Origin of the sequence: Kocuria sp. LHG3120, assembly GCF_049897445.1 — a bacterium.
Lineage (GTDB): Bacteria > Actinomycetota > Actinomycetes > Actinomycetales > Micrococcaceae > Kocuria > Kocuria rosea.
This window is the reverse complement of the sequence record NZ_JAFCWG010000002.1, coordinates 221,853-245,937: the sequence shown is the minus strand read 5'-3', so window position 1 is coordinate 245,937 and position 24,085 is coordinate 221,853. Positions and strand designations below refer to the sequence as shown.

The following is a 24,085-nucleotide window of genomic DNA, read 5'->3' as shown; positions in this document are numbered from 1 at the left end:
GGCGGCGGGGCTCAGTGGCCCATGCCGAGGCCGCCGTCCACGGGGATGACGGCGCCGGAGATGTACTTCGCCTCGTCGGAGGCGATCCAGCGCACGACGGCGGCGACCTCCTCCGGCTCGGCGAACCGGCCGGCCGGGATCGAGGCGAGGTAGTTCTTCTGGGTCTCCTCCGGCAGCGCCGCGGTCATCTCCGTGTTGATGAACCCGGGGGCGACGACGTTGGCGGTCACGTTGCGCCCGCCCAGCTCCCGGGTGATCGACCGGGCGATGCCGACCAGACCGGCCTTGGACGCGGCGTAGTTGACCTGCCCGGGCGAGCCGTAGAGCCCGACCACGGAGGAGATGAGGACCACGCGCCCGCGCTTGAGGCGCATGAATCCCTTGGCGGCGCGCTGCACCACGCGGAACGCGCCGGTGAGGTTGGTGTCCACGACGTCCTGGAAGTCCTGCTCCTTCATCCGCAGCAGCAGGGTGTCCCGGGTGATCCCGGCGTTGGCCACGACCACCTCGACCGGGCCGAACTCGGCCTCGACGGCCTTGTACGCGGCGTCGATCGACGCGGAGTCGGTGACGTCGGCCTGCACCGCGAAGAAGCCCTCGGGCGCCTCGCCGGAGCGGTAGGTGACGGCCACGTTGTCCCCGGCGTCCTGGAACGCCTGGGCGATGGCCCGTCCGATCCCGCGGTTGCCGCCGGTCACGAGGACGGTGCGGGGGGCCAGGCTGCGCTGCTCGTCTGCCATGGGGAGGGGGCCTTTCGGTCGTGGGTCGCGGGTGCGCGGCACGCCGGTCGGCGCCGGCCCGCGTGGAAATCCCCCCAATCGTACCGGTCGCCGCGGGCGACCGGACGGTAGCCCCGGAGGACCGCCTTCTCGATGTCGGACCCCGGTGAGACACTTGATCGTCTGTTGGGAGGACCATGAGCAAGCGCTATCTCACGACCGGCGAGGCCGCCGGCCAGGACGACGTCCACTCCATCACCGCCACCGCGGAGCCGCACACCCAGGACATGGGCCACCGGATGAAGGTCTACAGCATCCAGATGAGCCTGCGCATCGTGTGCCTCATCGTGTTCGTCGCGGTCGACAACATCTGGGTGCGCGGCGTCGCGATCCTGGGCGTGGCCGTGCTGCCGTGGATGGCGGTGCTGCTGGCCAACAGCAACGACCGCTCCGCCCGGACGAGCCAGTACTACGAGCCGCCCGCCGCGCCGGCGCTGGCCGCCGCCCCCGAGCCGCGGCCGCCGGCCCCGCCCCTGGCGATCGACTTCGTGCTCGAGGGCGAGTTCGTCGCCGGGCACCGCGAGGACGACCCCGCCCCGGACGGCCGCGGGAGCACGACCGCTCCCAGCGGGGACCCGGCTTCCTCCGCTACTGTCGAGGACGACACCACCCGGCGCCGTGGAGCGGCCTGAGCCCGCCGCGGGCCGTACCGGGACCCGCCGAAGACCCTGAGGAGCACGACCGCCGTGGAGTTCGACCTGCTCGGATCGCTGTCCCCGCGAGGCGCCGACGCTCCCCCGGCCGGGCCCGACACCCCGCAGTGCTCCCGCAAGGGCTGCCGCGCGGACGCCGCGTGGCAGATCCGCTGGAACAACCCGCGCATCCACGCCCCGGAGCGCCGCAAGACGTGGCTGGCGTGCCCGGAGCACCGCGGCGACCTCGAGCAGTTCCTCGGCGCGCGCGGCTTCTGGAAGGACACCGTCCCCCTCGCCGACGCCGGCCCCGCGCAGGAGCGCCGGGGATGAACGACTACCGTTTCCTGCTCAGCGGCAAGTGGCTCGGCTTCTTCCTTCTCGCCTGCGCCGCCGCCGTGGTCTCGGTGTACCTCGGCGGCTGGCAGATGGACCGCAACGACCACCTGGTCGGCGAGAACGCCAAGATCACGCAGAACTACCGCGCCGAGCCCCTGACCGGGGCGGCCGCCGCCGAGCAGTTCGCCGCCCACGACGAGCGCCTCACCTGGCACCCCGTCGAGCTCACGGGCGAGTACCTGCCCGAGGACCAGGTGCTGGTCCGCAACAGGCCGCAGGACGGGCGCGTCGGCTACGAGGTGCTCGTCCCGTTCCGCACGCAGGACGGGGACCTCGTGGTCCTCGACCGCGGCTGGATCCCCACGGGCGAGGCGGCCAACGGGATGCCGGACGAGGTGCCGGCCCCGCCCGCCGGCCGGGTGACGGTCACCGCCCGGCTCCAGCCCGGGGAGCCGTCCGTCAGCCGCGGCGCCCCCGCGGGCCAGATCGCCTCGATCGACCTCGAGGAGCTGCGCGAGCGCTGGGACCGGCCGATCGGGACGGCGGCCTACGGCGAGGTCTTCGCCGAGGACCCGGCCCCCGCGGCGGCCCCCGCGCCGGCTCCGGAGCCGGAGATCGACTCCGGGCCGCACCTGTCCTACTCGTTGCAGTGGTACGCGTTCGCGGCGCTGTTCTTCGTGGCCTGGGGCTACGCCGCCCGCCAGCAGGCCCGCAACGACGCCTGGGACCGCCAGTTCGCCCAGGAGATGGAGCGCCGGCTCGCACGGTTCTACGACGAGGACGGCAACTACATCGGCGAGGGCGACGAGGAGCTCGTCGTCCGCCAGCTCGAGATGGCCGACGACATGCCGGCCCACCTCAGGTCGCTCATGCGCCCCCGGCCGCAGCGCCGGCGCTCCGGCCCCACGTGGGAGGACGAGGAGGACGCGATGCTGGACGCCCTGGAGCGCGAGCACACCTCCGCCGCCCGCGACTGACGTCGCGAGGGGCGCCCGCCGTCAGGCCAGGGAGATGAGGTCCTGGTACTCCTGGCTCCACAGGTCCTCGGTGCCGTCGGGCAGGATCACCACGCGCTCGGGGTCCAGCGCCTCGACCGCGCCCTCGTCGTGCGAGACGAGCACGACCGCGCCCTCGTAGGTGCGCAGCGCGTTGAGGATCTCCCGGCGGGAGGCCGGGTCCAGGTTGTTGGTCGGCTCGTCGAGCAGCAGCACGTTGGCGGAGGAGGCCACGAGGGTCGCCAGGGCCAGGCGGGTCTTCTCGCCGCCGGAGAGCACCCCGGCCGGCTTGGACACGTCGTCGCCCTGGAACAGGAACGAGCCCAGGACGTTGCGGACCTCCGTGTCGGCGAGATCCGGGGCGGCGGAGCGCATGTTCTCCAGCACCGTCCGGTCCGGGTCCAGGGTGTCGTGCTCCTGGGCGAAGTAGCCGAGCTTGAGGCCGTGCCCCGGGACCACCTCACCGGTGTCCGGCTGGGCCTCCCCCGCCAGCATCCGCAGCAGCGTGGTCTTGCCGGCGCCGTTGAACCCGAGGATGACCACCCGGGAGCCCCGGTCGATGGCCAGGTCCACGTCGTTGAAGATCTCGAGCGAGCCGTAGGACTTGGACAGGTCCCGGGCGGTCAGCGGGGTCTTGCCGCAGTCGGCGGGCTTCGGGAAGCGGATGTTCGCGACCTTGTCCGCCTGGCGCTCGCCCTCGAGGCCGTTCATGAGCCGCTCGGCGCGCTTGATCATCTGCTGCGCGGCCACGGCCTTGCTGGCCTTGGCGCGCATCTTGTTGGCCTGGTCCATCAGCGCGGTGGCCTTCTTCTCCGCGTTGGCGTACTCGCGCTTGCGGCGGTGGGCGTCCTGCTCGCGCTGCAGCAGGTAGTTCTTCCAGCCCATGTTGTACAGGTCGATGACGCAGCGGTTGGCGTCCAGGTACAGGACCTTGTTGACCACCATCTCCATCAGCTCCACGTCGTGGCTGATCACCAGCAGCCCGCCCTGGAAGTTCTTCAGGAAGTCCCGAAGCCACACCACGGAGTCGGCGTCCAGGTGGTTGGTGGGCTCGTCGAGGAGCATGATGTCGGCGTCCGAGAACAGGATGCGGGCCAGCTCCACGCGACGGCGCTGACCGCCGGAGAGGGTGCGCAGCGGCTGGTCGAGGATCCGCTCGGGCAGGTCCAGGTTGGACGTGATCGTCGCGGCCTCGGACTCCGCGGCGTAGCCGCCGCCGGCGAGGAACTCCGACTCGAGCCGGTCGTAGCCGCGCATGGCCTTGTTGCGCACGGCGTCGTCCTCGGAGGCCATGTCCTGCTCGGCCTGGCGCAGGCGGGCGACGACGCCCGCGAGGTTGCGGGCGGAGAGGATGCGGTCCCGGGCCAGCTGCTCCATGTCCTCGACCTTGGGGTCCTGCGGGAGGTAGCCGATGGCCCCGGTGCGCGTGACCGTCCCGCCCGCGGGCAGGGTCTCCCCGGCGAGGACCTTGGTCATCGTGGTCTTGCCGGCGCCGTTGCGCCCGACCAGGCCGATCTTGTCCCCCTTGTCCACCCGGAAGTTGACCTCGTCCATGAGCAGCCGCGCACCGGCACGCAGTTCGAGGTTCTGGACAGTGATCACGGAGGAGACCTTTCGGGAGGCAGTGGTGAGGAGTGGGTGCCCTGACCGGGCAACCTGTCCATTCTACCGGTCCCCGTTCCGCGGCGGCACCCCGCCCAGCGGGCCGGGTCCGCGTTCTTGCTCACGTGCCGGACGGGCGCCTTCTCCGCGGTCCGGGCCCGGAGGCTGACACATTCGCCCGACACAATCGCCCGACTCCGGGCGGACTCTTCTCGGCGGGGCCGTCGCTGGGTAGTGTCCGACGTCAACTGGTCAGTCTCCTTCCAGTATTTCTCATCGTCGGAAGCGAGCAGCATGCGACAGGACGTCCAGCAGTGGTTCACCACCCGCAGCTACCACGGCAGCCAGTGGTCCGCGGAGCAGCTCTGCCGCCGGAAGCGCGGCAGCACGGTCAGCGTGGTGCTCCCGGCCCGCAACGAGGCCGAGACCGTGGGCGCGATCGTCACCGCGCTGCGGCGCACGCTCATGGAGGACGTGGCGCTGATCGACGAGCTCGTCGTCATCGACTCGGACTCGACGGACGGCACGGGGGCGGTCGCCGCGGCGGCCGGGGCCCGGGTCCACCGGCAGGCCGACATCCTGCCCGCCCACGGCAACGTCCCCGGCAAGGGCGAGGCGCTGTGGAAGTCCCTGGCCGTGACCACCGGGGACGTGCTCGCGTTCGTGGACTCGGACCTGCGGGAGTTCGACCCGCAGTTCGCCGTGGGGCTGCTGGGGCCGCTGCTGACCGAGCCAGGGGTGCAGTTCGTCAAGAGCTGCTACGACCGCCCGCTGCACGACGGCGCCACGGTGATGCCGGCGGGCGGTGGGCGAGTCACCGAGCTCGTGGCCCGCCCGCTGCTGAACCTGTTCTGGCCGCGGCTGGCGGGGCTGGTCCAGCCGCTGGCCGGGGAGTACGCGGGACGCCGGAGCCTGCTCGAACGGGTGCCGTTCGTCTCCGGGTACGGGGTGGAGATCGCGATGCTCATCGACGTGCTGGAGGCCGTGGGCCTGGACGCGATGGCCCAGGTGGACCTGGGCGTCCGGTCCCACCGGAACTCCTCCGACGCCGCCCTGGCCCGCATGGCCGCCCAGATCCAGCTGACGGTCCAGGCGCGGCTGCGCTGCGACTCCCCCGTCGCCGACGAGACCGGGCGCCTCACGCAGTTCCTGCGCCAGGGGGAGCGCTTCCTCGCCGAGGTCCACGACGTCAGCGTCCGCGAGCGCCCGCCCATGGTGCAGGTGCCCGAGTACCGGGCGCAGCCGGCCGGCCGCGTCGCATGAGCGCGCTGCGGGTGCTCGTCAACGCGGGCCCCTGGCTGCCCGTGCCCCCGTCCGGCTACGGCGGGATCGAGACGGTGGTCGCCACCCTGGTGCCGGAGCTCCGGCGCGCCGGCGTGCACGTCACGCTCGCCACGGTGGGCCCCAGCACGCTCGAGGCCGACGACCACCTGCGTCCCCTGCCCGAGCCCGCGTTCCGCTCCATCGCGATGCCCTACAACCGGGTCTCGGGCATCGCCCACGCGCACATGCAGGGCCTCGTGGACGCGCTGCGGGGACCGCGGCGGTGGGACCTCGTGCACGACCACCTGGAGGTCGTGGGACCGTCCGTGCTGGGCGCGATGGGCACGGCGGCCCCACCGGTGCTGCAGACCCTGCACTGGGACCTGCGCAAGCACCCCGAGTTCTACTCGGCGTTCGACGGACGGGGCCGGGTCCGGTTCGCGGCGGTCTCCGCGTCCCAGCTCGAGCGGGCGCCGGCCAACCTGCGGCGGCAGACGCTGGGGGTGGTGCCGCTGGCCGCGCCCCCGGGGCTGCCCGTGGACGCGCCCCGGGGCGAGCACGCGCTGGTGCTGGCCCGGATCACCGCCGACAAGGGCCAGGACACCGCCGCCCGCGTCTGCCGGCGGGCGGGGATCCCGCTGGTGCTGGCCGGGCCCGTGGCCGGCATCGACGACCCCGAGGAGCTGGAGCGGCGCCTCGCCGACGGCGACGAGGCGCTGCGCTCCCACCCCGACGTCCGGTACTGGCTCGAGGCGGTCCGGCCCCTGGTCGACGGGACGTCGGTGGCCTGGGTGGGCGGGGTGGCGGGCGAGCGCAAGGAGCGCCTGCTGCGCTCGGCCCGCGCCCTCCTGACGCCCAACCGCTGGGCCGAACCCGGGGCCACCGGTGTCGTCGAGGCGCTGTCCCGGGGGGTGCCCGTCGTGGGGACCCCCCTGGGGGTGCTGCCCTCCCTGGTGGAGCACGGCCGCACCGGGTTCCTGGCCGCGGCGGAGGACGACCTGGTCGAGCACCTGCGGGACCTGGACAGCATCGACCCGCAGACCTGCCGGGACGCCGCCGAGCAGTGGACGCCGGCGGGCATGGCCCGGCGCTACCTGGACCTGTACCACCGGCTCCTGGAGGAGAACCCGACATGACGCTGCGCATCACCCTGGTCGGGGCGGGATCCGTGGCCCGTCGCCACGTCGACGTGCTGCACGGACTCGGCGGGGCGCGCGTGGTCGGGGTGACGGACGCGCACCTGCCCGCCGCCACCGCCCTGGCCGCTGAACTCGACGTCCCCGCGTTCACCGACCCCGCGCAGGCCCTCGACGCCGTGGCGGCCGACGCCGTCTACGTCTGCGTGCCGCCGTTCGCCCACGGGCCCGCCGAGCTCGCCGCGCTGGAGCGCGGCAAGGCGCTGTTCGTGGAGAAGCCCGTGGGACTGGGCCTGGACGTCGCCGAGCAGATCGGCGCCCGGGTCGAGGAGAGCGGGGTGGTCACGGGCACCGGCTACCACTGGCGCTGCCTCGACACCGCCGTGCTGGCCCGGGAGCTCCTCGCCGAGGCGCCCCCGCTGCTGGCCAACGGCTACTGGCTGGACAAGCGACCGCCCGTGCCGTGGTGGGGGCGGACGGACCGCTCGGGCGGCCAGGTCGTGGAGCAGCTCACCCACGTGCTCGACACCGCCCGCTTCCTGCTGGGCGAGGCCGTCGAGGTGTACTCCGCAGGGATCCGCAGGGCCCCGGACGGGGCCCCGCAGGACTACGGCGACGTCGACGACGCCACCGCCGCGACCGTGCGCTTCCGCTCCGGGGCCGTCGCCACGCTCGCCGCGACGTCGGCGCTCGCGGTCAAGCACCGCGCCGCCCTGCACACCGTGAGCCGCGGGCTCTACCTGGAGCTCTCGGAGCAGGGCCTCACCGCCTACGGCGCGCGGGACCGCTCCGAGCACACCCCTGCCGAGGACCCGAGGGTGACCGTCGACCGGGAGTTCCTCGAGGCGGTGCGCGGCGAGCGCGAGTCCACCCGCGCACCCTACGGCGAGGCGCTGCGCACCCACCGGCTCGCGTGCGCGATCGCCGACTCGGCGCGCACCGGGCGGCCCGTCGCCCTGGCGGACCCGGGCGGCGCGGGACCGAGTGGCGTGGGACCGGACCGCGCGGCACCGGCGGGTGAACCGTGAGCGCCCGCCGCAACCTCGTCGTCCCCGCCCGGCACCGGATCGAGATCGTGGAGGAGGAGCTGCCCGCGGTCCCGGACGGCGGCGTGCTGCTGGAGACTCTCGCCACGGGGCTGTCCGCGGGCACGGAGCTGGCCTTCGTCAAGGGCGACCACCCGGGGCTGCACTCCCGGCACGACACCGAGCTCGGGCTGTTCCGGCCCGGTGCCGCGGAGCAGGGCTACCCGGTGCGCCGCCTGGGCTACATGGAGGTCGCCCGGGTGGCGAGCTCCCGCACGCCGGCGTTCCGGACCGGCGACGTGCTCGCCACGGCCTACGGCCACGCCACCGCCCACGTCGCCGACCCGCTCACCGAGCACCTGGTGCCGCTGCCGGAGGCGCTGGACCCCCTGCTCGGCGTGTTCGTCGCCCACTTCGGCCCCATCTGCGCCAACGGGCTGCTGCACGCCGCGGCGGACGCGGGACCGGTCCGCGGGCTCGGCGACGGGGTCGCCGGGCGGCTCGTGCTGGTCACGGGCGCGGGCCCGGTGGGGCTCATGACGGCCCTGTTCGCCCGCGCCCTCGGCGCGCGCGAGGTCGCCGTCGCCGACTCCGACCCTCGACGGCGGGCGCTCGCCGAGCGGCTGGGCTTCTTCCCCCTGGACCTCGCCGACGACCCCGGCCGGGTGCTCAAGACCCGCTGGCGGCACGGGCCGGGAGACCACGGTGCGGACCTCGTGTTCCAGTGCCGCGGCAAGCCCGAGGCCCTGCACGCGGCGCTGCGCGCGGTCCGGCCGCAGGGCAGCGTCATCGACCTGGCGTTCTACACCGCGGGCGCGGACGCGGTGCGGCTGGGCGAGGAGTTCCACCACAACGGGCTGAGCCTGCGCTGCGCACAGATCGGCCGGGTCCCCCGCGGTCTCGCCCACACCTGGGACCGGCAGCGGCTGTCCGCGGAGACCATCCGCCTGCTGGCCGCCCACGGCGGCGAGATCCGCGAGCACCTGATCAGCGACGTCGTGCCCTTCGACGAGGCTCCCGCGCTGATGCAGGACGTGGTCGTGCGGCGCCGGCACGTGCTCACCGCGGTCTTCGTCGTCGACGACCCCCGCTGAGCCCTCCGGCCCACGCGCGCGGGCACCGTTGGACAGCCCTCCACAGTCGCCTTAGTGTTGGCTCGATCGCCGTCGTCCCGTCCGCGGTGCCCGTCTTCCCTTCGCCACCCACGCCCCGAGGAGCGCCCGCATGGGAAATCCCCCACGCCCCGAGCAGCACAGCACGTCGTCCGGAGGCTCGAGTGCGGCGCCGCTGCACGCCGAGCGCGTCCTCGGCGGTCAGGCCGACCCCGGCACCAGCGCGGCCCCCGCCACGGGCCCCGGGGTCGAGCCCGCCGGCTTCGAGGAGGCCACCCAGGCCCTCGCCCCCGCCGTCAGCCCCTGGGCGGACTCCCTCGGCCGGGCCGGTTCCCGCGCCGCCCAGACCCTGCTCGTCGCCGCCGTGGTGGTCGGGCTGATCTGGATCCTGCTGCAGGTCAAGGTCGTGCTCATCGCCGTGCTCGTCGCGCTCATCCTGGCCTCCGCCGTGGGACCGGTCGTGAAGTGGCTCGAGCGCAGGGGCTGGTCCAACCTGCTGGCCACCCTCGCCGCCTTCCTCGGGATCCTGGCACTCGTCGGCGGGGTGCTCACCGGCATCGTGCTCGCCGTGCGCAGCGAGTGGGACACGCTCACCGCCTCGGCGGTGGAGGGCTGGGAGGAGCTGCAGCGCCTCGTGCAGTCCGGACCGATCCCCGTCGACACGGCCGCCATCGACTCCGCCGTCCAGCAGGCCGGGGACTTCGTCACCAGCGGCTCCTTCGCGGGCGGCGCCCTCAGCGGCCTGGGCGCCGCCACCGAGTTCGTGACCGGCCTGGTGCTGATGATCGTGGTGCTCTTCTTCTGCCTCAAGGACGGCGAGAAGATGTGGAACTTCACGCTGCGCTGGTTCCGCGGCGAGCGCCGGGCCAAGCTCGCGGAGTCCGTGGACCGCAGCGCGCAAGTGCTCGGCGGCTACGTCCGCGGAACGGCGTTCGTGGCGGCGGTGGACGCCGTGCTCATCGGGGGCGCGCTGCTCGTCCTGGGCGTCCCCCTGGCGATCCCCCTCGCGGTCCTCGTGTTCGTCACCGCGTTCATCCCGGTGGTCGGCGCCACCATCGCGGGCATCATCGCCGCCCTGGTCGCCCTGGTCACCAACGGGCCGGTCATCGCCCTCGCGGTGGTCGTGGTGATCGTCGCGGTGAACCAGATCGAGGGCAACATCCTGCAGCCCATCATCATGGGCCGCACCCTCAGCCTGCACGCCCTCATGGTGCTGCTCGCCCTGACCGTCGGCACGCTGGTCGGCGGCATCTTCGGCGCCATCCTGGCCGTGCCGTACACCGCCGTGGCGTGGGCCGTCATCCAGGTCTGGTCCAACCGCTACCAGGTCGGCGACGACCCGGTGCTCGGCCCGGACCCGGTGAACCCGAAGGACCGCGTCGAGGCCAAGGCCACCATGGCCGAGCGTTGGAAGTACCAGCGGATGCGCTACCAGCAGGCCCTGGGCGGACGCTTCGGGGCCACGGAGCGCGACGCCGTCCGGCAGCGCGACGACGCCGAAGGCGCGGGGCCCGCGCAGGACGAGGACACCGGTTCCGCCCCGGGGGCCCGCAAGCCCTAGTCTGGGAGCCATGACCAACGTCGAGCGCCGCCGCACCATCACCGCCGAGGACCTCGCGAACATCGCCGTGTTCGCCGCCCTCACGGCCGCCCTGTCCGTGCTCCCCGGGATCCCCCTGGGCGCGGCGGGGGTGCCGCTGACCCTGCAGACCCTCGCCGTGTTCCTGACCGGCCTGGTCCTGGGCGGCACCCGCGGGCTCCTGGCCGTGGCGCTGTACGTCCTGGTGGGCCTGATCGGCGTGCCGGTGTTCGCGGGCTTCCGCGGCGGCTTCGGCGTGCTCGCCGGGCCCTCGGCGGGCTACATCCTGGCCTTCCCGTTCGCCGCGGCCGCGGCCGGCTACGTGGCCCAGTGGCTGATCCCGGCCCGCCGGGCCAACGACGGCGGCGCCACCAACGCCCGCTACGAGCGCACCGGCACCTACACCCTGCGGCTGGTGGCCGCGGCCCTGGCCGGTTTCGTGGTGATCCGGATCGGCGGCATCCTCGGCCTGGTGGTCAACGCGCGCCTGCCCTTCCAGGACGCGTTCCTCGCCGACCTCGTATTCTGGCCCGGCGACCTGCTCAAGGTGGTGCTCGCGGCGGTCATCGCCGTGGGCGTGCACAAGGCGTTCCCCCGGATCGCGGGCACGCGCTGAGCCGTGCCCGGATCCCCCGGGGCCGCGGCCCTCGTGTGCTCCCGCGTGACCGTCACGGTGCCCACCGCCTCGGGTGAGCTGACCCTGCTGCGCGACCTCGACGTGAGCCTGGGCGAGCGGCGGGTGGCCGTGCTCGGGCTCAACGGATCCGGGAAGTCCACGCTCCTGCGGCTGTTCAACGGCCTCGTCCGCCCGTCCTCGGGCACGGTCACGGTGCACGGCACCGACGTGACCCGGGACGTGCGCGCGGCCCGGCGTCGGGTGGGCTTCGTGTTCACCGACCCCCTCTCCCAGCTGGTGATGCCGACCCCGGTCGAGGACGTCGAGCTGTCCCTGCGCGGGGCCGGCGTGCCCCGGGCCCGACGACGGACCGCCGCCCTCGAGCTGCTCGAGCGCGCGGGCATCGGCCACCGGGCCGAGCACAGCATCTACGACCTCTCCGGTGGGGAGCGCCAGTTGGCGGCGTTCGCCGCGGTGCTCGCCGTGGAGCCCGAGGTGCTCGTCCTCGACGAGCCCACCACCCTCCTCGACCTGCGCAACCGGGGGCGGCTCATGGGGCTGCTCGACGGGCTCCCGCACCAGCTGCTGATCTCCACGCACGACCTCGGCCTGGCCGCGACCGCCCCGCGCGTCCTGGTCCTGCACGAGGGCGCCCTGGTCGCGGACGGTCCGCCCGAGGAGGTCGTCCCCGCCTACGAACGGTGGTGCGCGCACGGCTTCCCCGGAGAGGCGCGCCCGTGAGCCGGGGCCCGGACCTCTTCGGCAGCTACTCCCCCGGCACCGGCCCCCTGCACCGCGCCCCGCTCCGGGTCAAGGGGCTCGGCATCGTCGCCGTGACCCTGGCCGTGGTGCTCTCGCCCTCGTGGCCGGTCCCCGCCGCGCTCACTCTGCTCCTGCTCGTCGCGGGCTCCGCCGCGGGCATCGGCGCTTGCGAATGGTGGCGGGGACTCGCCCCCGCCCTGCCCGTGCTGGTCCTGCTGGCCGTCTACCACGTCCTGACCTCGGGACCGGCCATGGCCGCCGACGTGGTGCTGACGATCGTCGTCCTCCTCGTGCTCACCCGGGTCCTGATGCACACCACGCCCCTGCCGGAGCTCCTCGACGGCGTCGTGTGGCTGTGCTCGCCGGTGCGGCTGGTCGGGGCGGACCCCGAGCGCATCGGCCTGGCGATCTCCCTGATGCTGCGCTCGATCCCCTTCATCGTGGGCGCCGTGGGCGAGCTCCGGGACGCCGTGCGAGCCCGTGGGCTGCGCCCGAACCCCGTGCGACTGGTGACCCCAGCGGTGATCTCCGCCGTCGCCTACGCCCAGCGGACCGGTGAGGCCCTCGCCGCCCGCGGCTTCGACTGAGCGCCGGCACCCGCGCCACCATCAGACGGCTTACACTTCAGCCATGAGTTTCGACAACAGCTCCCAGCTGGACGCCTCCCGCGTCGGCAGCGGCGGCGGGCGAGGACGCGGGATCGCCGTGGGCGGTGGACTGGGCGGCGGACTGCTGCTGCTCGTCGTGGGGCTGCTCTTCGGCCAGGACGGCATCGACGCGATCACCGGCGGGGGCGGCCAGGACACCGGGTCGCAGACCTCCGTGGAGCAGGAGCGGGCGGAGCGGTGCCGGACCGGTGAGGACGCCAACCGGTACACCGACTGCCGGATGATCGCCACGGCGCAGAGCCTCGACCAGTTCTGGGAGGACTACCTGCCGCAGGCCACCGGCGAGCAGTACGTGATGCCCGGCGTGGAGCTGTTCGAGGGCCAGACCAACACGGGGTGCGGCGCGGCGTCCTCGGCCGTGGGCCCGTTCTACTGCCCCGCGGACGAGACCGCCTACCTCGACATCGCGTTCTTCGACGAGCTGCAGACCCAGTTCGGCGCCGAGGGCGGCCCGCTGGCCGAGGAGTACGTGCTCGCCCACGAGTTCGGCCACCACATCCAGAACCAGATCGGCACCCTCGGCTACGCCCAGCAGGACCCGCAGGGCCCCGAGTCCGGCGCCGTGCGCGTGGAGCTGCAGGCCGACTGCCTGGCCGGGCTGTGGGCCGGCGGCGCCGCCGGGGACACGTCCGGGGCCGTGGACCTGGGCGACATCTCCGAGGAGGAGCTCGACCAGGCCCTCGACGCCGCCTCCGCGATCGGCGACGACCGGATCCAGGAGACCACCCAGGGCCGGGTCAGCCCCGAGAACTTCACCCACGGCGCCTCCGCCCAGCGGCAGCTGTGGTTCTACGCGGGCTACCGCACCGGCGACCTCAACGCCTGCGACACCTTCAGCGCCCGCGACCTGAACGCCCCGCCGGCCCTCTGACCACCCCCGGGCGCGCCCGGGTCAGCGGCGGCGGCTGTCCCGCACCTGGACGCCCGGGTTCTGCCGGCGGACGTCGAAGAGACCGGTGGCCTCGATGAGGTCGCTGAGCTTGCGGTACCCGTAGTTGCGGGAGTCGAAGGACGCCTGGTTGCCGATCTGCTGGCCGACGGCGCCGAGGTGCGCCCAGCCGTCGTCGCCGCTGGCGGCGTCCACCGCGCTCCGCAGCATCCTGACCAGCCGGGCGTCACCGCGCAGCGCCTGCTGCGGCGCGGCCGCCGGCGCCTCCCCGGGCTTCTCCTCGGCGGGTTCCCCCAGGCTCTCCACGTAGGTGAACTGCGAGCAGGCGTTGATGAACGGCTCCGGCGTCTGCCGCTGGCCGAAGCCGTAGACCTTGTGCCCGTCGGTGAGGATCCGCATGACCAGCGGGGTGAAGTCGGCGTCGCTGGAGACGATCGCGAAGCCGTCGACCGATCCGGCGTAGAGGAGGTCCATGGCGTCGATCACCATGGCCATGTCCGAGGCGTTCTTGCCGGTGCTGTAGGCGAACTGCTGGATCGGCCGGATCGCGTACGCGTGCAGCACCGCCTCCCACTGCTGCAGGTGCGGGCTCTTCCAGTTGCCGTAGGCGCGCCGGACGTTCGCGGCGCCGTGGCGGGCCACCTCGGCGAGGACCACGTCGATCTTGGCCGCCGGTGCGTTGTCGGCGTCGATGAGCAGGGCGATGCGCTTTTCGTCGGTGTTCACGCGTCGACTCTGCCACGGACTGGGCCCGGGCGGAGCACGGGGCGCGCGGCGTGACGCCTCCGGCGAGCGGCGAGGGGCGCTCAGGCCAGCGACAGGGCGAAGGACAGGGCGAAGCCCGCGGCCGTGCTCAGGGCCACCGCCGGCCCGCCGTGCTCGTAGGCCTCCGGCATCAGGGTGTCGGCCAGGGACGCGATCACCGCGCCGGCGGCGAAGGCGAGCGGCAGGGAGATGGTCTCGGGGTCGCTGCCGGCCAGCGGACCGGCGCCGACCAGCACGGCCACCACCAGGAGCACGGCGCAGACCGACCAGAGCAGGACGGCCTTGCCGCGGGACATGCCCTGCTCGCGCATGGACGCCGCGCCGACCAGGGACTCGGGCAGGTTGGAGACGAAGATCGCCGCGAGCAGGGCCAGCCCGCCCGTGCCCTCGGTGAGCGAGACGCCCAGCGCCACGTTCTCCGGCACGCCGTCCAGGGTGACGGCGGCCAGCAGCGCCAGCCCCGCGGCGCCGCCGGTGGAGGCGGCCGTCGGCGCCTTCTCGTCCGCGGCGGCGTCGGTGTCCAGCTTGACGCTGCCCTGCTGCTGCTCCGCGTCCGCGGAGGCCGGTCCCGGCTGCGCCCAGCGGTCCAGGAGTGCGCTGAGCGCCGTGAAGACCACGGCGCCGGCGAAGAGACCGATCACCGCGAGCCAGATTCCGCCCCGCTCATAGGCGTCCTCGAACAGCTCGAAGGCCAGCGCGGTGATGAGCGCGCCCGCGGCGAAGGACAGCAGGATGGCGAGCAGGCGCTTGGGGAGCTCGAAGCGCACGCCGACCAGCGCTCCGATGACGAGCGCGCTCGAGGCGACGATCCCGAAGAGCAAGGTCTGGCCCATGACGGCAGTGTAGGAGCGCGCGGCGGCGGCGCACCCACAGTTCGGAAGGTTACTTATCGAGCGGGGTGCGGCACGACGACGCCGCCCCGCCCACCTCCTGCGAGGTGGGCGGGGCGGCGTCGGTGCGGAGGCGGACTCAGATGTTGAAGCCCAGGGCCCGCATCTGGTCGCGGCCGTCCTCGGTGATCCGGTCGGGACCCCACGGGGGCATCCAGACCCAGTTGACGCGCCACTCGTCCACCATGGGGTCGAGGTTCTGCGCGCACTGCTCCTCGATGACGTCCTGCAGCGGGCACGCGGCCGTGGTCAGGGTCATGTCGAGGACCAGGGCGCCGTCCTCGGCCCACTTGGAGCCGTAGAGCAGGCCCAGGTCCACGATGTTGACGCCGAGCTCGGGGTCGATGACGTTCTTGAGCGCCTCCTCGACCTCCTCGGCGGAGGGCCGGCCCGCGGTCGCGGGGTCGGCGGTGGTCTCAGCGGGGGTGTCGGCCATCGCTGGCCTCCTTTCGAAAGCTGGTGGGGTCGGAGCCGCTTACTTGGCCGGGGCCAGGTAGCGGTCGTAGCCCTCGTTCTCGAGCCGCTCGGCGAGCTCGGGACCGCCCTCGTCGACCACGCGGCCGTCGTGGAACACGTGCACGAACTGCGGCTTGATGTAGCGCAGGATGCGGGTGTAGTGGGTGATGAGCATGACGCCCATGTCGTTGGTCTCCAGGGCGCGGTTGACGCCCTCGGAGACGACCTTGAGCGCGTCCACGTCGAGCCCGGAGTCGGTCTCGTCCAGCAGAGCGATCTTCGGCTTGAGCAGCTCGAGCTGGAGGATCTCGTGGCGCTTCTTCTCGCCACCGGAGAAGCCCTCGTTGACGTTGCGCTGGATCATGTCAGGGCTGATCTTCAGCTGCTCCATGGCGGCCTTGACGTCCTTGGTCCACGTGCGCAGCGAGGGGGCCTCGCCGTCGATCGCGGTCTTGGCCGTGCGCAGGAAGTTGGAGGTCGTCACGCCGGGGATCTCCACCGGGTACTGCATGGCCAGGAAGAGCCCGGCGCGGGCGCGCTCGTCAACGGACATCTCCAGGACGTTCTGCCCGTCGAGGAGGACCTCGCCGGAGTCGACGACGTACTTGGGGTGCCCGGCGATGGTGGAGGCCAGCGTGGACTTGCCGGAGCCGTTGGGGCCCATGATCGCGTGGACCTCACCGGAGGTGATGGTCAGGTTCACGCCCTTCAGGATCGGCTTGGTGGTCTCGTCGTCGAGCACGACGGACGCGTGCAGGTCCTTGATCTCGAGAGTTGCCATGGATGGTTCTCCTGTGGTCGAAAAAGTCTGGGGTCGGAAGGGTGCGTGCGGGCGCGGCGGATCAGTAGTTCGCGGAGGCGAGCTCGTCCTGGACGGACCCGCGCAGGCGCTCCTCGATGTCCGGGACACCGATCTGCTGGATGATCTCGAAGAGGAATCCGCGGACCACGAGCCGGCGCGCCTCGTCCTCGGGGATGCCCCGGGACATGAGGTAGTACAGGTGCTCGTCGTCCAGCTGGCCCGTGGTGGAGGCGTGGCCCGCACCGGTGATGAGGCCGGTCTCGATCTCCAGGTTCGGCACGGAGTCCATCCGCGGGCCGTCGTTGAGGATCAGGTTCCGGTTGAGCTCGTAGGTGTCGGTGGCCTCCGCGGTGGCGCGGATGAGGACGTCGCCGATCCACACGCCGTGCGCGTTCTCGCCCTGCAGCGCGGACTTGTAGGTCACCCGCGAGGTGCAGTGCGGCTGGGAGTGGTCCACGAACAGCCGGGACTCCAGGTGCTGGCCGGCGTCCACGAAGGTCAGCCCGTACATCTCCACGGCGCCGCCCGGGGCGTCGAAGCGGGTGGACGGGGTGACCCGCACGAGGTCGCCGCCGAGGCTGACGAGCACGTGCTTGAAGGTCGCGGATTTGCCGAGGCGCGCCTGCTGGGAGGAGGCGTGCACGGCGTCGTCGTCCCACTCCTGGAGGGTCACCACGGTGAGGTTCGCGGAGTCGGCGACCCGGAACTCGACGTTCTGCGAGAGCACGGCGCTGCCGTGGTGGCGCAGGACCACGAGGGCCTTGGAGAAGGGCTGGGCGTCGATCACGAGGTGCTGGGCCGCCGGGGTGGCGTCCGAGCCGTGGATGTCGACGAGCACGGGCGCGGCGACCTCGGTCTCCTGCGGCACGGTGAGCACCGTGGCCTCGGTGACGCTGCTCCACGCGTTGGCGGAGACGCGGTCCTCGGGGATCCCGGCGCTGCCGATGCGGGCGTCGTCCCGGCCCACGGTCTCGACGCGCACGGCGTCCGAGTCGACGGTCACCGCGGGCGCGGGGCCGGTCAGGGCGTCGGCGTGCAGCCCCTTGAGGCGCTTGAGCGGAGTGAACCGGAAGTCCTCCTCCCGGCCGGTGAGCTTCGGGAAGTCGGCGACGTCGTAGGACGTGCGCCGCCCGGCGCGGGAGGAGTCGGGCACGCCGGAGATGTCGCCGTGGGCGGTGTGCCGCACCAGGGTGTCGTTCTCGACCTTGTCGCGGGCCAGCCGCTCCCCCTCCAGGTCCATGCCCGGGATGGCGACGCGCCCCTCCCCGGTGCGGACCCCGTCGACCTTCTCGCCCAGGTTGCCGTAGGCGTCCTTGGCCGCGCCGACGGCCTTGTCGGCCACCGCGGTGGCCGCGGAGGCGGCGGCCTCCGTGGCGTTGCGAATCGTTTCGTTCAGCTTGGACATGTCAGCCAACGGATCCTTCCATCTGCAGTTCGATGAGGCGGTTGAGTTCGAGCGCGTACTCCATGGGCAGCTCGCGGGCGATCGGCTCCACGAACCCGCGCACGATCATCGCCATGGCCTCGTCCTCGGCCATCCCGCGCTGCATGAGGTAGAACAGCTGCTCCTCGGAGACGCGCGAGACGGTCGCCTCGTGGCCCATGGTGACGTCGTCCTCGCGGATGTCGACGTACGGGTACGTGTCGGAGCGGGAGATCGTGTCCACCAGCAGGGCGTCGCAGACCACGTTGGACCTCGAGCCGTGGGCGCCCTCGCGCACCTGCACGAGACCGCGGTAGGCGGCGCGGCCGCCGTTGCGGGCCACGGACTTCGAGACGATCGACGACGACGTGTTCGGGGCGATGTGCACCATCTTGGACCCGGTGTCCTGGTGCTGTCCCTCGCCGGCGAACGCGATCGAGAGGGTCTCGCCGCGGGCGTGCTCACCGGTCATGTAGACCGCCGGGTACTTCTGGGTGACCTTCGAGCCGATGTTGCCGTCGATCCACTCCATGGTGGCGCCCTCGTGGGCGATCGCGCGCTTGGTCACGAGGTTGTACACGTTGTTCGACCAGTTCTGGATGGTCGTGTAGCGCACGCGGGCGTTCTTCTTGACGATGATCTCCACGACGGCGGAGTGCAGCGAGTCGGTCTTGTAGATCGGCGCGGTGCAGCCCTCGATGTAGTGGACGTAGGAGTCCTCGTCCGCGATGATGAGCGTCCGCTCGAACTGGCCCATGTTCTCCGTGTTGATGCGGAAGTAGGCCTGCAGCGGGATCTCGACGTGCACGCCCTTGGGGACGTAGACGAACGAGCCGCCGGACCACACGGCCGTGTTCAGGGAGGCGAACTTGTTGTCGCCCACGGGGATGACCGTGCCGAAGTACTCCGCGAAGAGCTCCGGGTGCTCCTTGAGCGCGGTGTCGGTGTCGAGGAAGATGACGCCCTGCTCCTCCAGGTCCTCGCGGATCTGGTGGTAGACGACCTCGGACTCGTACTGGGCGGCCACGCCGGAGACGAGGCGTCCGCGCTCGGCCTCGGGGATGCCCAGCTTCTCGTAGGTGTTGCGGATGTCCTCGGGCAGGTCCTCCCAGGTGGCGGCCTGCTTCTCCGTGGAGCGCACGAAGTACTTGATGTTGTCGAAGTCGATCCCGGACAGGTCCGCGCCCCACGTGGGCATGGGCTTGCGGTCGAAGAACTTCAGGCCCTTCAGCCGCAGGTCGGTCATCCACTGCGGTTCACTCTTCTTCGCGGAGATGTCCCGGACGACGTCCTCGTCGACACCGCGGCGCGCGGAGGCGCCGGCCACGTCGGAGTCGGCCCAGCCGTACTCGTAGGTGCCGATGCCCTCGAGCTCGGGGTTCTTCTCCAGGATGTCGGCGATGACAGTGTCGTTGCCGCTGGCGATCTGGTCAGTCATGACGGCCTTCCTCTGTTGTCTGGTCTGTGGCGCGGGCCGCGGTGCGGTCCACGGAAGTCGGTGCCGCGGCGGGTCCCGGCCGCGCGAGGGGCACGTGCGTGGTGCACACGTGCGCGCCGGCGGCCTGGGTCGAGAGCCGGCGGACGTCGGTGCCGAGCAGCCGGGCGATGAGCTCGGTCTCCAGCTCGCAGAACTGCGGGTAGCGGGCGGCCAGCTCACGCACGGGGCAGTGCCCCTGACACAGCTGCGCCGAGACGATGGTGCGGGACTCGCCGCGGCCGACGGCCACCTCGTTGGTGGAGGCGGCGAACCCGTCGCGGCTGAGCAGCCGCACCAGGACGGGCAGGCGGTCGGCGACGTCGTCCCCGGCGGCCTCGACCTCCGGGCGATAGGAGGCCTCCAGGCGGTCCACGCGCTCCTGGATGAAGGAGTGCACGGCGTCCGGGCCGGCGATGCGGCGGATGGACTCCAGCGCGTCGGTCGCGATCTCGAGGTAGTCGTCGCCGAGCTTGGCGTGGCCCTCGGGGGCGACGACGTAGCGCCGCGCAGGGCGGCCGGCGCCCCCGCTGCGGCGGCGGACCATGGTGACCTCGATGAAGTGCTGCTGCTCGAGGGCGTCCAGGTGCCGGCGCACGGCGGCCGGGGTCAGCTCCAGCATCTCGCCGAGGTCCGCGGCGGAGACGGGACCGTGCTCCAGGACGGCGCCGAGCACGCGCGAGCGAGTGTTCTCCTCCTGCTCCGCCCGCGGGCCGGAGCGGGACCTGCTCCGGGCGTCCGTGGTCTGAGTCATGGGTGAACCGTTCGCTTCCTGGTCGGGGGTGGAGGCTCTCGTGCTGCAGCGCGCGACCCGAGAGGGACGCTTCTAATACACAACCGGAGTATGTCGTAATTCATTCCGGTCTGACCAGTAAGTGGAGCCTTACCGGGCTCCGCCCAAGAATTACGACTTACTCATAATAACCCCCGGGCGCGGTGGGGCCAAGGGGGGCCGGGCCGCGGGCGCGCCCGCACTACACTGGTCCGGTGCCCGCCCAGAGTCCCCCCGCGTCCTCGCCCGCACTCTCGATCGAGCGCCTCGTGAAGGAGTTCCCGGTCCGCCGGCGCCGCTCCCGGCGCCCGGCCGGCCCGGGCGCGGTGCGCGCCGACGTGGTGCACGCGGTCGACGGCCTGTCCCTCACCGCGCGGCACGGCGAGATCACGGCGCTGCTGGGCCCCAACGGCGCGGGCAAGACGACCACCCTGGAGTGCGCCCAGGGCCTGCAGCGGCCCACGGGCGGCACCGTCCGGCTGCTGGGGCAGGACCCGTGGCGGGCCAGCCCGGCGCTGCGCGCCCGCGTGGGCGTGATGCTCCAGGACGGCGGGCTCCCCCAGGCGGTGCGCCCGCTGGAGCTGCTCCGGCACGTGGCGTCCCTCTACCGCAGCCCCCGGGACATGGACGAGCTCGTGGAGCGGCTCGGCATCAGCAGCTTCGACCGCACCGTGGTCCGTCGGCTCTCCGGCGGCCAGCGCCAGCGCGTGGCCCTGGCGGCGGCCCTCGCGGGCAACCCGGAGGTGCTCTTCCTCGACGAGCCCTCGGCCGGGATGGACCCGCAGTCCCGCAACATCGTCTTCGACCTCGTCCAGCAGCTGCGCCGGGAGGGGGTGTGCATCATCCTCACCACGCACCTGCTCGACGACGCCCAGCGCCTCGCCGACCAGGTCTACATCGTGGACCACGGCCGGGTCATGGCCCAGGGGTCCGTGGCGGAGCTGGTGGCCCCCGGCGCCGACGCCCCCGCCGTGCTCGTGCTGACGCTGGCCCCGGAGCAGCTGCGCGCGGGGCCGTTCCCGTGGGACGGCCCCGGGTTCGAGGGCGTCCGGGCGGACCGCGCCGACCGCACCGTGACCCTCACCGGCGCCCTCACGCCCCTGATGCTCGAGACCGTGACCCGGTGGTTCACCGCGACCGGCACGCTGCCCGAGTCCCTGTCCCTCCAGCCGCGCACCCTCGAGGACGTCTTCCTCGACATCTCCGGACGGGAGATCCGATGACCGCCCCCGCCCTGCCCACCGCCACCGCCCCCCGCCCGGAGCCCGCCTCCCTGGCCCGCCGGGTGGCCGCCCAGGCCCGCTACGAGACGCGGGCCGTGCTGCGCAACGGCGAGCAGCTGCTGCTGCTGGTCATCCTGCCGCTCATGGCCCTCGTGGCCCTGACCCTCACCGATCTGCTGGACGCCGCCGTCCCGGCCGGCGCCTCCCGCGTGGACGTCGCCGTGCCGGGGGTGCTGGCGCTGTGCGTGCTCTCCAACGCCTTCTCGGGGCAGGGCATCCAGACCGGCTTCGACCGCCGCTACGGGGTGCTGCGCTTCCTCTCCACCACTCCCCTGGGCCGCGGCGGGCTGATCGCCGGCAAGCTGCTCGCGATCGTCGCGGTGCTCGTGGTGCAGTACGTGCTGGTGGCCGCGCTCGGCGCGGCCCTCGGCTGGCGCCCGGACGCGGCCGTCGTCCTCGTCTCCGTGCCGGTGCTGCTGCTCGGCGCCGCGGCGTTCACCGGTCTGGGGCTGCTCCTCGCCGGGACGGTGCGCGCCGAGGCGACCCTGGCCGTCACCAACCTCGTGTGGGTGCTGCTCGCCGCCGTGGGCGGCACCCTGTTCCCCTCGAGCACGCTGCCGGCGGGGCTCACCTGGGTGGTGGAGGTGTTCCCCTCCGGCGCGCTGGGCACCGCCCTGCGCGAGACGTTCCTCACCGGGGCGCCCACGCCGCTGCCGGTGCTGGTGCTCGCCGTCTGGGCCGCCGCCGCCTGGACCGGGGCCGTGCGCTGGTTCCGCTGGAGCTGAGCCGCCGGTGCGGACCGGGGCCGCGGGCCCGTCCCGGCCGGCGGGACGCGGGGGCCGCGGAGGCGGATAAACTGGGCGCGGAGACCCCACCGCACCGACCCCGTCCGGAAGTGAACTCATGAACCGCGCCAGCGACCCCAGCGACGTCGACGTCCGCGAGCACGGCGGCGGACTGCTGCCGAGCCGGATCACCCCGTGGGTGCGGTGGCTCGCCGTCGCGTCGCTGCTGGCGAACTCCGTGCTCATCCTCACCGGCGGGCTCGTCCGGCTGACCGGCTCGGGCCTGGGCTGCCCCACCTGGCCCCGGTGCACGGACGAGTCCTGGACCAACACCCCCGAGATGGGCATGCACGGCCTCATCGAGTTCGGCAACCGGCTGCTGACCTTCCTGCTGGCCGCCGTGGCGGTGCTGACGTTCCTGGCCGTGCTCCGGCTGCGCCACGAGCACCGCGACCTCTTCCGGATCGCCCTGCTGCTGGGTCTCGGCATCCCGCTGCAGGCCGTGGTCGGCGGGATCACCGTGCTCACCGGGCTCAACCCGTGGATCGTGGGCATCCACTACCTCATCTCCGGGGCGATGATCGCGCTGGCCACGGTGCTGGTCAACCGCACCCGGCGGCGCTCCCTGCCTGCCGTGCGGGACGCCGAGCGCCCCGGCCAGGCCTACGGGCAGCGGCGGACCGTCCGCGGGCTCATGGTGAGCCTGGGGGTGCTCACCGCGCTGATCCTCTACCTGGGCACCCTGGTCACGGGCACCGGCCCGCACGCCGGGGACGACACCACCGCCCGGCACGCGTTCGACGCCTACCTCGTCACCCGCGCCCACGCGGTCCCCGTGTACCTGATCGTCGCGGCCGTGGTCCTCGGGCTCGTGCTCGCCCGCCGGCACCGGTGGCCCGTGCCGCTGGCCTCGGGCCTCAACGTGCTCCTGGCCGCGCTGGTCCTGCAGGCGCTCATCGGCTACTACCAGTACTTCAACGGCGTGCCGATCGTCGCCGTGGCCCTGCACCTGGTGGGCTCCGCGGTGTTGATCTGGGCCACGGCCCGCACCGTGGAGAAGGGCTTCGCGGTCACCCGCACCCCGGCCCCGGTGCTGCGCAGCACCGACCGGGCGCAGCCGGCCGAGGCCCCGTCCCGCGGCTGAGGCCCTCAGGCCCGCTCGTCGGGCGCCTCGTCGAGCAGCTCCTCGACGGCCTGGGCCAGGCGCTGCCGGCTGGCCGAGGGGATCGGCAGCAGCGGCCGCCGCGGCGGGGCCGTGCTGACGCCGCACACCTCGGCCAGGGCGTACAGGGAGCTCAGGGGCCGCTCCTGGCGCAGGATCTCCATCAGCGGGGTCAGCGCCGCCTGCCAGGTGCGCACCGCGCGGTCGTCGCCCGAGACCACCGCGGCCCGGAAGGCGGCGTACTGGCGCGGGAGCACCGCGGCGATCCCGGAGTGCCAGGCCGCGGCGTCCGGTGCCGCCTCGTGGAGCAGCCGCTCCCCGCTGACCCCGTGGGCCGTCCCCGGCTCCGCCAGCTCGGCGAACCGGTGCCGCCGTGCGGCGAGGTCCGCCGGGGAGTCCGCGGTGTCCTTGAACGCGCTGACGTTCTCCAGCCAGGACAGCTCGGCGGCGAGCTCCACCGGGTACGTGAAGCCCGTCGTCGTCGGGTTGTTGTAGATGCACAGCGGCAGGGACACGGCCCCCGAGACCGTCTCCACCTGGTCGGCGATCTCCTGGGAGACGAGCGGGATGTAGGACAGCGGGTTGAGCACGAGCCCGTCCGCCCCGCCGTTCTCCGCCGCGTAGGCCATCTCGAGGACCTCGCGGGTGGTCATCGCGGAGATCCCCGCCCCCACCGGCACCCCGGAGCCGCGGGCGGCCTCCACGGCGACGCCCACGACCTCGGCCCGCTCCTCCCCGGAGAGGTACGCGAAGCTGCCCGAGCTGCCCAGGACCACCAGGGCGTCCACGCCCGATCGGGACAGCCGGCCGACGTAGCGCCCGAAGGACTCCAGGTCCAGGCGGCCACCCTGCTGGAAGGGTGTGATCGGGTAGGCGACGAGCCCGGTGAAGGTCATGCTGAGCATGCGACCATCCTAGGTCCGGCCGGTCCCCCGG

The 24,085-nt window shown here is 73.1% G+C and carries 25 protein-coding genes; 15 read left to right on the top strand and 10 right to left on the bottom strand.

Annotation, left to right across the window (positions count from 1 at the left end):
* Positions 1 to 11: 11 nt before the first annotated feature.
* Positions 12 to 740 (bottom strand): beta-ketoacyl-ACP reductase, encoded by a 729-nt coding sequence (locus ACP7CD_RS05085; protein ID WP_426119268.1) that lies wholly within the window; start codon positions 738 to 740, stop codon positions 12 to 14.
* Positions 741 to 916: 176 nt separating this feature from the next.
* Between ACP7CD_RS05085 and ACP7CD_RS05080 the strand changes: the two genes are divergently transcribed.
* From ACP7CD_RS05080 to ACP7CD_RS05070, 3 genes are read left to right on the top strand one after another with little or no spacing between them, the layout of a single operon-like run.
* The gene (locus ACP7CD_RS05080; protein ID WP_426119266.1) at positions 917 to 1,411 is read left to right on the top strand and encodes a DUF3099 domain-containing protein; all 495 of its coding nucleotides are present in this window, start codon (positions 917 to 919) and stop codon (positions 1,409 to 1,411) included.
* A gap of 54 nt (positions 1,412 to 1,465) precedes the next feature.
* Positions 1,466 to 1,744: a hypothetical protein gene (locus ACP7CD_RS05075; protein WP_095651523.1), complete on the top strand. Its 279-nt coding sequence runs from the start codon at positions 1,466 to 1,468 to the stop codon at positions 1,742 to 1,744.
* Positions 1,741 to 2,727 (top strand): SURF1 family protein, encoded by a 987-nt coding sequence (locus ACP7CD_RS05070; protein ID WP_426119264.1) that lies wholly within the window; start codon positions 1,741 to 1,743, stop codon positions 2,725 to 2,727. The genes ACP7CD_RS05075 and ACP7CD_RS05070 overlap by 4 nt, the downstream gene beginning before the upstream one ends.
* Before the next feature lie 21 nt (positions 2,728 to 2,748).
* Here the strand turns inward: ACP7CD_RS05070 and abc-f are convergent, their stop codons facing one another.
* Complete coding sequence (gene abc-f / locus ACP7CD_RS05065) at positions 2,749 to 4,347, bottom strand: ribosomal protection-like ABC-F family protein (protein ID WP_109222751.1); 1,599 nt, start codon at positions 4,345 to 4,347, stop codon at positions 2,749 to 2,751.
* 294 nt (positions 4,348 to 4,641) lie between these two features.
* Between abc-f and ACP7CD_RS05060 the strand changes: the two genes are divergently transcribed.
* From ACP7CD_RS05060 to ypfJ, 9 genes are all read left to right on the top strand, one after another.
* Entirely contained in the window at positions 4,642 to 5,610 is a 969-nt protein-coding gene (locus ACP7CD_RS05060; RefSeq protein ID WP_426119261.1) for a glucosyl-3-phosphoglycerate synthase, read from the top strand.
* The gene (locus ACP7CD_RS05055; protein WP_031283427.1) at positions 5,607 to 6,746 is read left to right on the top strand and encodes a glycosyltransferase; all 1,140 of its coding nucleotides are present in this window, start codon (positions 5,607 to 5,609) and stop codon (positions 6,744 to 6,746) included. The genes ACP7CD_RS05060 and ACP7CD_RS05055 overlap by 4 nt, the downstream gene beginning before the upstream one ends.
* On the top strand, positions 6,743 to 7,774 hold the full coding sequence (locus tag ACP7CD_RS05050) for a Gfo/Idh/MocA family protein (protein WP_426119259.1): 1,032 nt from the start codon (positions 6,743 to 6,745) through the stop codon (positions 7,772 to 7,774). Before ACP7CD_RS05055 ends, ACP7CD_RS05050 begins: the two co-directional genes overlap by 4 nt.
* A complete protein-coding gene (locus ACP7CD_RS05045) occupies positions 7,771 to 8,865 on the top strand; it encodes a zinc-dependent alcohol dehydrogenase (protein ID WP_426119257.1) in 1,095 nt (364 codons plus the stop codon). The genes ACP7CD_RS05050 and ACP7CD_RS05045 overlap by 4 nt, the downstream gene beginning before the upstream one ends.
* A gap of 130 nt (positions 8,866 to 8,995) precedes the next feature.
* Positions 8,996 to 10,444 carry an AI-2E family transporter gene (locus ACP7CD_RS05040; protein ID WP_176337714.1) on the top strand — a complete coding sequence of 483 codons (1,449 nt, stop codon included), beginning with the start codon at positions 8,996 to 8,998 and terminating at the stop codon, positions 10,442 to 10,444.
* Between the two features lie 10 nt (positions 10,445 to 10,454).
* Entirely contained in the window at positions 10,455 to 11,078 is a 624-nt protein-coding gene (locus ACP7CD_RS05035; protein ID WP_017834295.1) for a biotin transporter BioY, read from the top strand.
* Between the two features lie 3 nt (positions 11,079 to 11,081).
* Complete coding sequence (locus ACP7CD_RS05030; protein WP_017834296.1) at positions 11,082 to 11,819, top strand: energy-coupling factor ABC transporter ATP-binding protein; 738 nt, start codon at positions 11,082 to 11,084, stop codon at positions 11,817 to 11,819.
* Positions 11,816 to 12,427, top strand: coding sequence for an energy-coupling factor transporter transmembrane component T family protein (locus ACP7CD_RS05025; RefSeq protein ID WP_017834297.1), 612 nt, complete (start codon positions 11,816 to 11,818; stop codon positions 12,425 to 12,427). Before ACP7CD_RS05030 ends, ACP7CD_RS05025 begins: the two co-directional genes overlap by 4 nt.
* A gap of 43 nt (positions 12,428 to 12,470) precedes the next feature.
* A complete protein-coding gene (gene ypfJ / locus ACP7CD_RS05020) occupies positions 12,471 to 13,379 on the top strand; it encodes a KPN_02809 family neutral zinc metallopeptidase (RefSeq protein WP_426119253.1) in 909 nt (302 codons plus the stop codon).
* A gap of 21 nt (positions 13,380 to 13,400) precedes the next feature.
* Here ypfJ and ACP7CD_RS05015 read toward each other — a convergent pair whose 3' ends face one another.
* The 7 genes from ACP7CD_RS05015 to ACP7CD_RS04985 all read right to left on the bottom strand — a co-directional run bounded on the left by ACP7CD_RS05015 (position 13,401) and on the right by ACP7CD_RS04985 (position 19,961).
* Positions 13,401 to 14,123: an NYN domain-containing protein gene (locus ACP7CD_RS05015; protein ID WP_017834300.1), complete on the bottom strand. Its 723-nt coding sequence runs from the start codon at positions 14,121 to 14,123 to the stop codon at positions 13,401 to 13,403.
* A gap of 80 nt (positions 14,124 to 14,203) precedes the next feature.
* On the bottom strand, positions 14,204 to 14,995 hold the full coding sequence (locus ACP7CD_RS05010) for a ZIP family metal transporter (RefSeq protein ID WP_426119251.1): 792 nt from the start codon (positions 14,993 to 14,995) through the stop codon (positions 14,204 to 14,206).
* A 136-nt stretch (positions 14,996 to 15,131) separates the two neighbouring features.
* Positions 15,132 to 15,488, bottom strand: coding sequence for a metal-sulfur cluster assembly factor (locus ACP7CD_RS05005; RefSeq protein WP_035923963.1), 357 nt, complete (start codon positions 15,486 to 15,488; stop codon positions 15,132 to 15,134).
* 39 nt (positions 15,489 to 15,527) lie between these two features.
* Complete coding sequence (gene sufC, locus ACP7CD_RS05000) at positions 15,528 to 16,289, bottom strand: Fe-S cluster assembly ATPase SufC (RefSeq protein ID WP_017834303.1); 762 nt, start codon at positions 16,287 to 16,289, stop codon at positions 15,528 to 15,530.
* A 61-nt stretch (positions 16,290 to 16,350) separates the two neighbouring features.
* Positions 16,351 to 17,550, bottom strand: coding sequence for a Fe-S cluster assembly protein SufD (sufD, locus tag ACP7CD_RS04995; protein WP_426119632.1), 1,200 nt, complete (start codon positions 17,548 to 17,550; stop codon positions 16,351 to 16,353).
* 166 nt (positions 17,551 to 17,716) lie between these two features.
* A complete protein-coding gene (gene sufB, locus ACP7CD_RS04990; protein WP_035923965.1) occupies positions 17,717 to 19,171 on the bottom strand; it encodes a Fe-S cluster assembly protein SufB in 1,455 nt (484 codons plus the stop codon).
* A complete protein-coding gene (locus tag ACP7CD_RS04985; protein ID WP_426119247.1) occupies positions 19,164 to 19,961 on the bottom strand; it encodes a helix-turn-helix transcriptional regulator in 798 nt (265 codons plus the stop codon). The genes sufB and ACP7CD_RS04985 overlap by 8 nt, the downstream gene beginning before the upstream one ends.
* 287 nt (positions 19,962 to 20,248) lie before the next feature.
* Here ACP7CD_RS04985 and ACP7CD_RS04980 point away from each other — a divergent pair, with 287 nt between their 5' ends.
* The 3 genes from ACP7CD_RS04980 to ACP7CD_RS04970 all read left to right on the top strand — a co-directional run bounded on the left by ACP7CD_RS04980 (position 20,249) and on the right by ACP7CD_RS04970 (position 23,131).
* Positions 20,249 to 21,202: an ABC transporter ATP-binding protein gene (locus ACP7CD_RS04980; protein WP_426119245.1), complete on the top strand. Its 954-nt coding sequence runs from the start codon at positions 20,249 to 20,251 to the stop codon at positions 21,200 to 21,202.
* Positions 21,199 to 21,987, top strand: coding sequence for an ABC transporter permease (locus ACP7CD_RS04975; protein ID WP_426119243.1), 789 nt, complete (start codon positions 21,199 to 21,201; stop codon positions 21,985 to 21,987). Before ACP7CD_RS04980 ends, ACP7CD_RS04975 begins: the two co-directional genes overlap by 4 nt.
* Positions 21,988 to 22,105: 118 nt before the next feature.
* Positions 22,106 to 23,131: a COX15/CtaA family protein gene (locus ACP7CD_RS04970; RefSeq protein WP_426119242.1), complete on the top strand. Its 1,026-nt coding sequence runs from the start codon at positions 22,106 to 22,108 to the stop codon at positions 23,129 to 23,131.
* Positions 23,132 to 23,136: 5 nt separating this feature from the next.
* Here ACP7CD_RS04970 and ACP7CD_RS04965 read toward each other — a convergent pair whose 3' ends face one another.
* Positions 23,137 to 24,054, bottom strand: a complete 918-nt coding sequence (locus tag ACP7CD_RS04965) for a dihydrodipicolinate synthase family protein (protein WP_176337710.1) — start codon at positions 24,052 to 24,054, stop codon at positions 23,137 to 23,139.
* Positions 24,055 to 24,085 lie beyond the last annotated feature (31 nt).

Excerpts from the sequence above, each read along its gene's own strand:
- ACP7CD_RS05085 (WP_426119268.1), bottom strand. The coding sequence starts at position 740 with ATGGCAGACGAGCAGCGCAGCCTGGCCCCCCGCACCGTCCTCGTGACC.
- ACP7CD_RS05080 (WP_426119266.1), top strand. The coding sequence starts at position 917 with ATGAGCAAGCGCTATCTCACGACCGGCGAGGCCGCCGGCCAGGACGAC.
- ACP7CD_RS05070 (WP_426119264.1), top strand. The coding sequence starts at position 1,741 with ATGAACGACTACCGTTTCCTGCTCAGCGGCAAGTGGCTCGGCTTCTTC.
- ACP7CD_RS05060 (WP_426119261.1), top strand. The coding sequence starts at position 4,642 with ATGCGACAGGACGTCCAGCAGTGGTTCACCACCCGCAGCTACCACGGC.
- ACP7CD_RS05055 (WP_031283427.1), top strand. The coding sequence starts at position 5,607 with ATGAGCGCGCTGCGGGTGCTCGTCAACGCGGGCCCCTGGCTGCCCGTG.
- ACP7CD_RS05050 (WP_426119259.1), top strand. The coding sequence starts at position 6,743 with ATGACGCTGCGCATCACCCTGGTCGGGGCGGGATCCGTGGCCCGTCGC.
- ACP7CD_RS05040 (WP_176337714.1), top strand. The coding sequence starts at position 8,996 with ATGGGAAATCCCCCACGCCCCGAGCAGCACAGCACGTCGTCCGGAGGC.
- ACP7CD_RS05035 (WP_017834295.1), top strand. The coding sequence starts at position 10,455 with ATGACCAACGTCGAGCGCCGCCGCACCATCACCGCCGAGGACCTCGCG.
- ypfJ (WP_426119253.1), top strand. The coding sequence starts at position 12,471 with ATGAGTTTCGACAACAGCTCCCAGCTGGACGCCTCCCGCGTCGGCAGC.
- ACP7CD_RS05010 (WP_426119251.1), bottom strand. The coding sequence starts at position 14,995 with ATGGGCCAGACCTTGCTCTTCGGGATCGTCGCCTCGAGCGCGCTCGTC.
- ACP7CD_RS05005 (WP_035923963.1), bottom strand. The coding sequence starts at position 15,488 with ATGGCCGACACCCCCGCTGAGACCACCGCCGACCCCGCGACCGCGGGC.
- sufC (WP_017834303.1), bottom strand. The coding sequence starts at position 16,289 with ATGGCAACTCTCGAGATCAAGGACCTGCACGCGTCCGTCGTGCTCGAC.
- sufD (WP_426119632.1), bottom strand. The coding sequence starts at position 17,550 with ATGGACCTGGAGGGGGAGCGGCTGGCCCGCGACAAGGTCGAGAACGAC.
- sufB (WP_035923965.1), bottom strand. The coding sequence starts at position 19,171 with ATGACTGACCAGATCGCCAGCGGCAACGACACTGTCATCGCCGACATC.
- ACP7CD_RS04985 (WP_426119247.1), bottom strand. The coding sequence starts at position 19,961 with ATGACTCAGACCACGGACGCCCGGAGCAGGTCCCGCTCCGGCCCGCGG.
- ACP7CD_RS04975 (WP_426119243.1), top strand. The coding sequence starts at position 21,199 with ATGACCGCCCCCGCCCTGCCCACCGCCACCGCCCCCCGCCCGGAGCCC.
- ACP7CD_RS04970 (WP_426119242.1), top strand. The coding sequence starts at position 22,106 with ATGAACCGCGCCAGCGACCCCAGCGACGTCGACGTCCGCGAGCACGGC.
- ACP7CD_RS04965 (WP_176337710.1), bottom strand. The coding sequence starts at position 24,054 with ATGCTCAGCATGACCTTCACCGGGCTCGTCGCCTACCCGATCACACCC.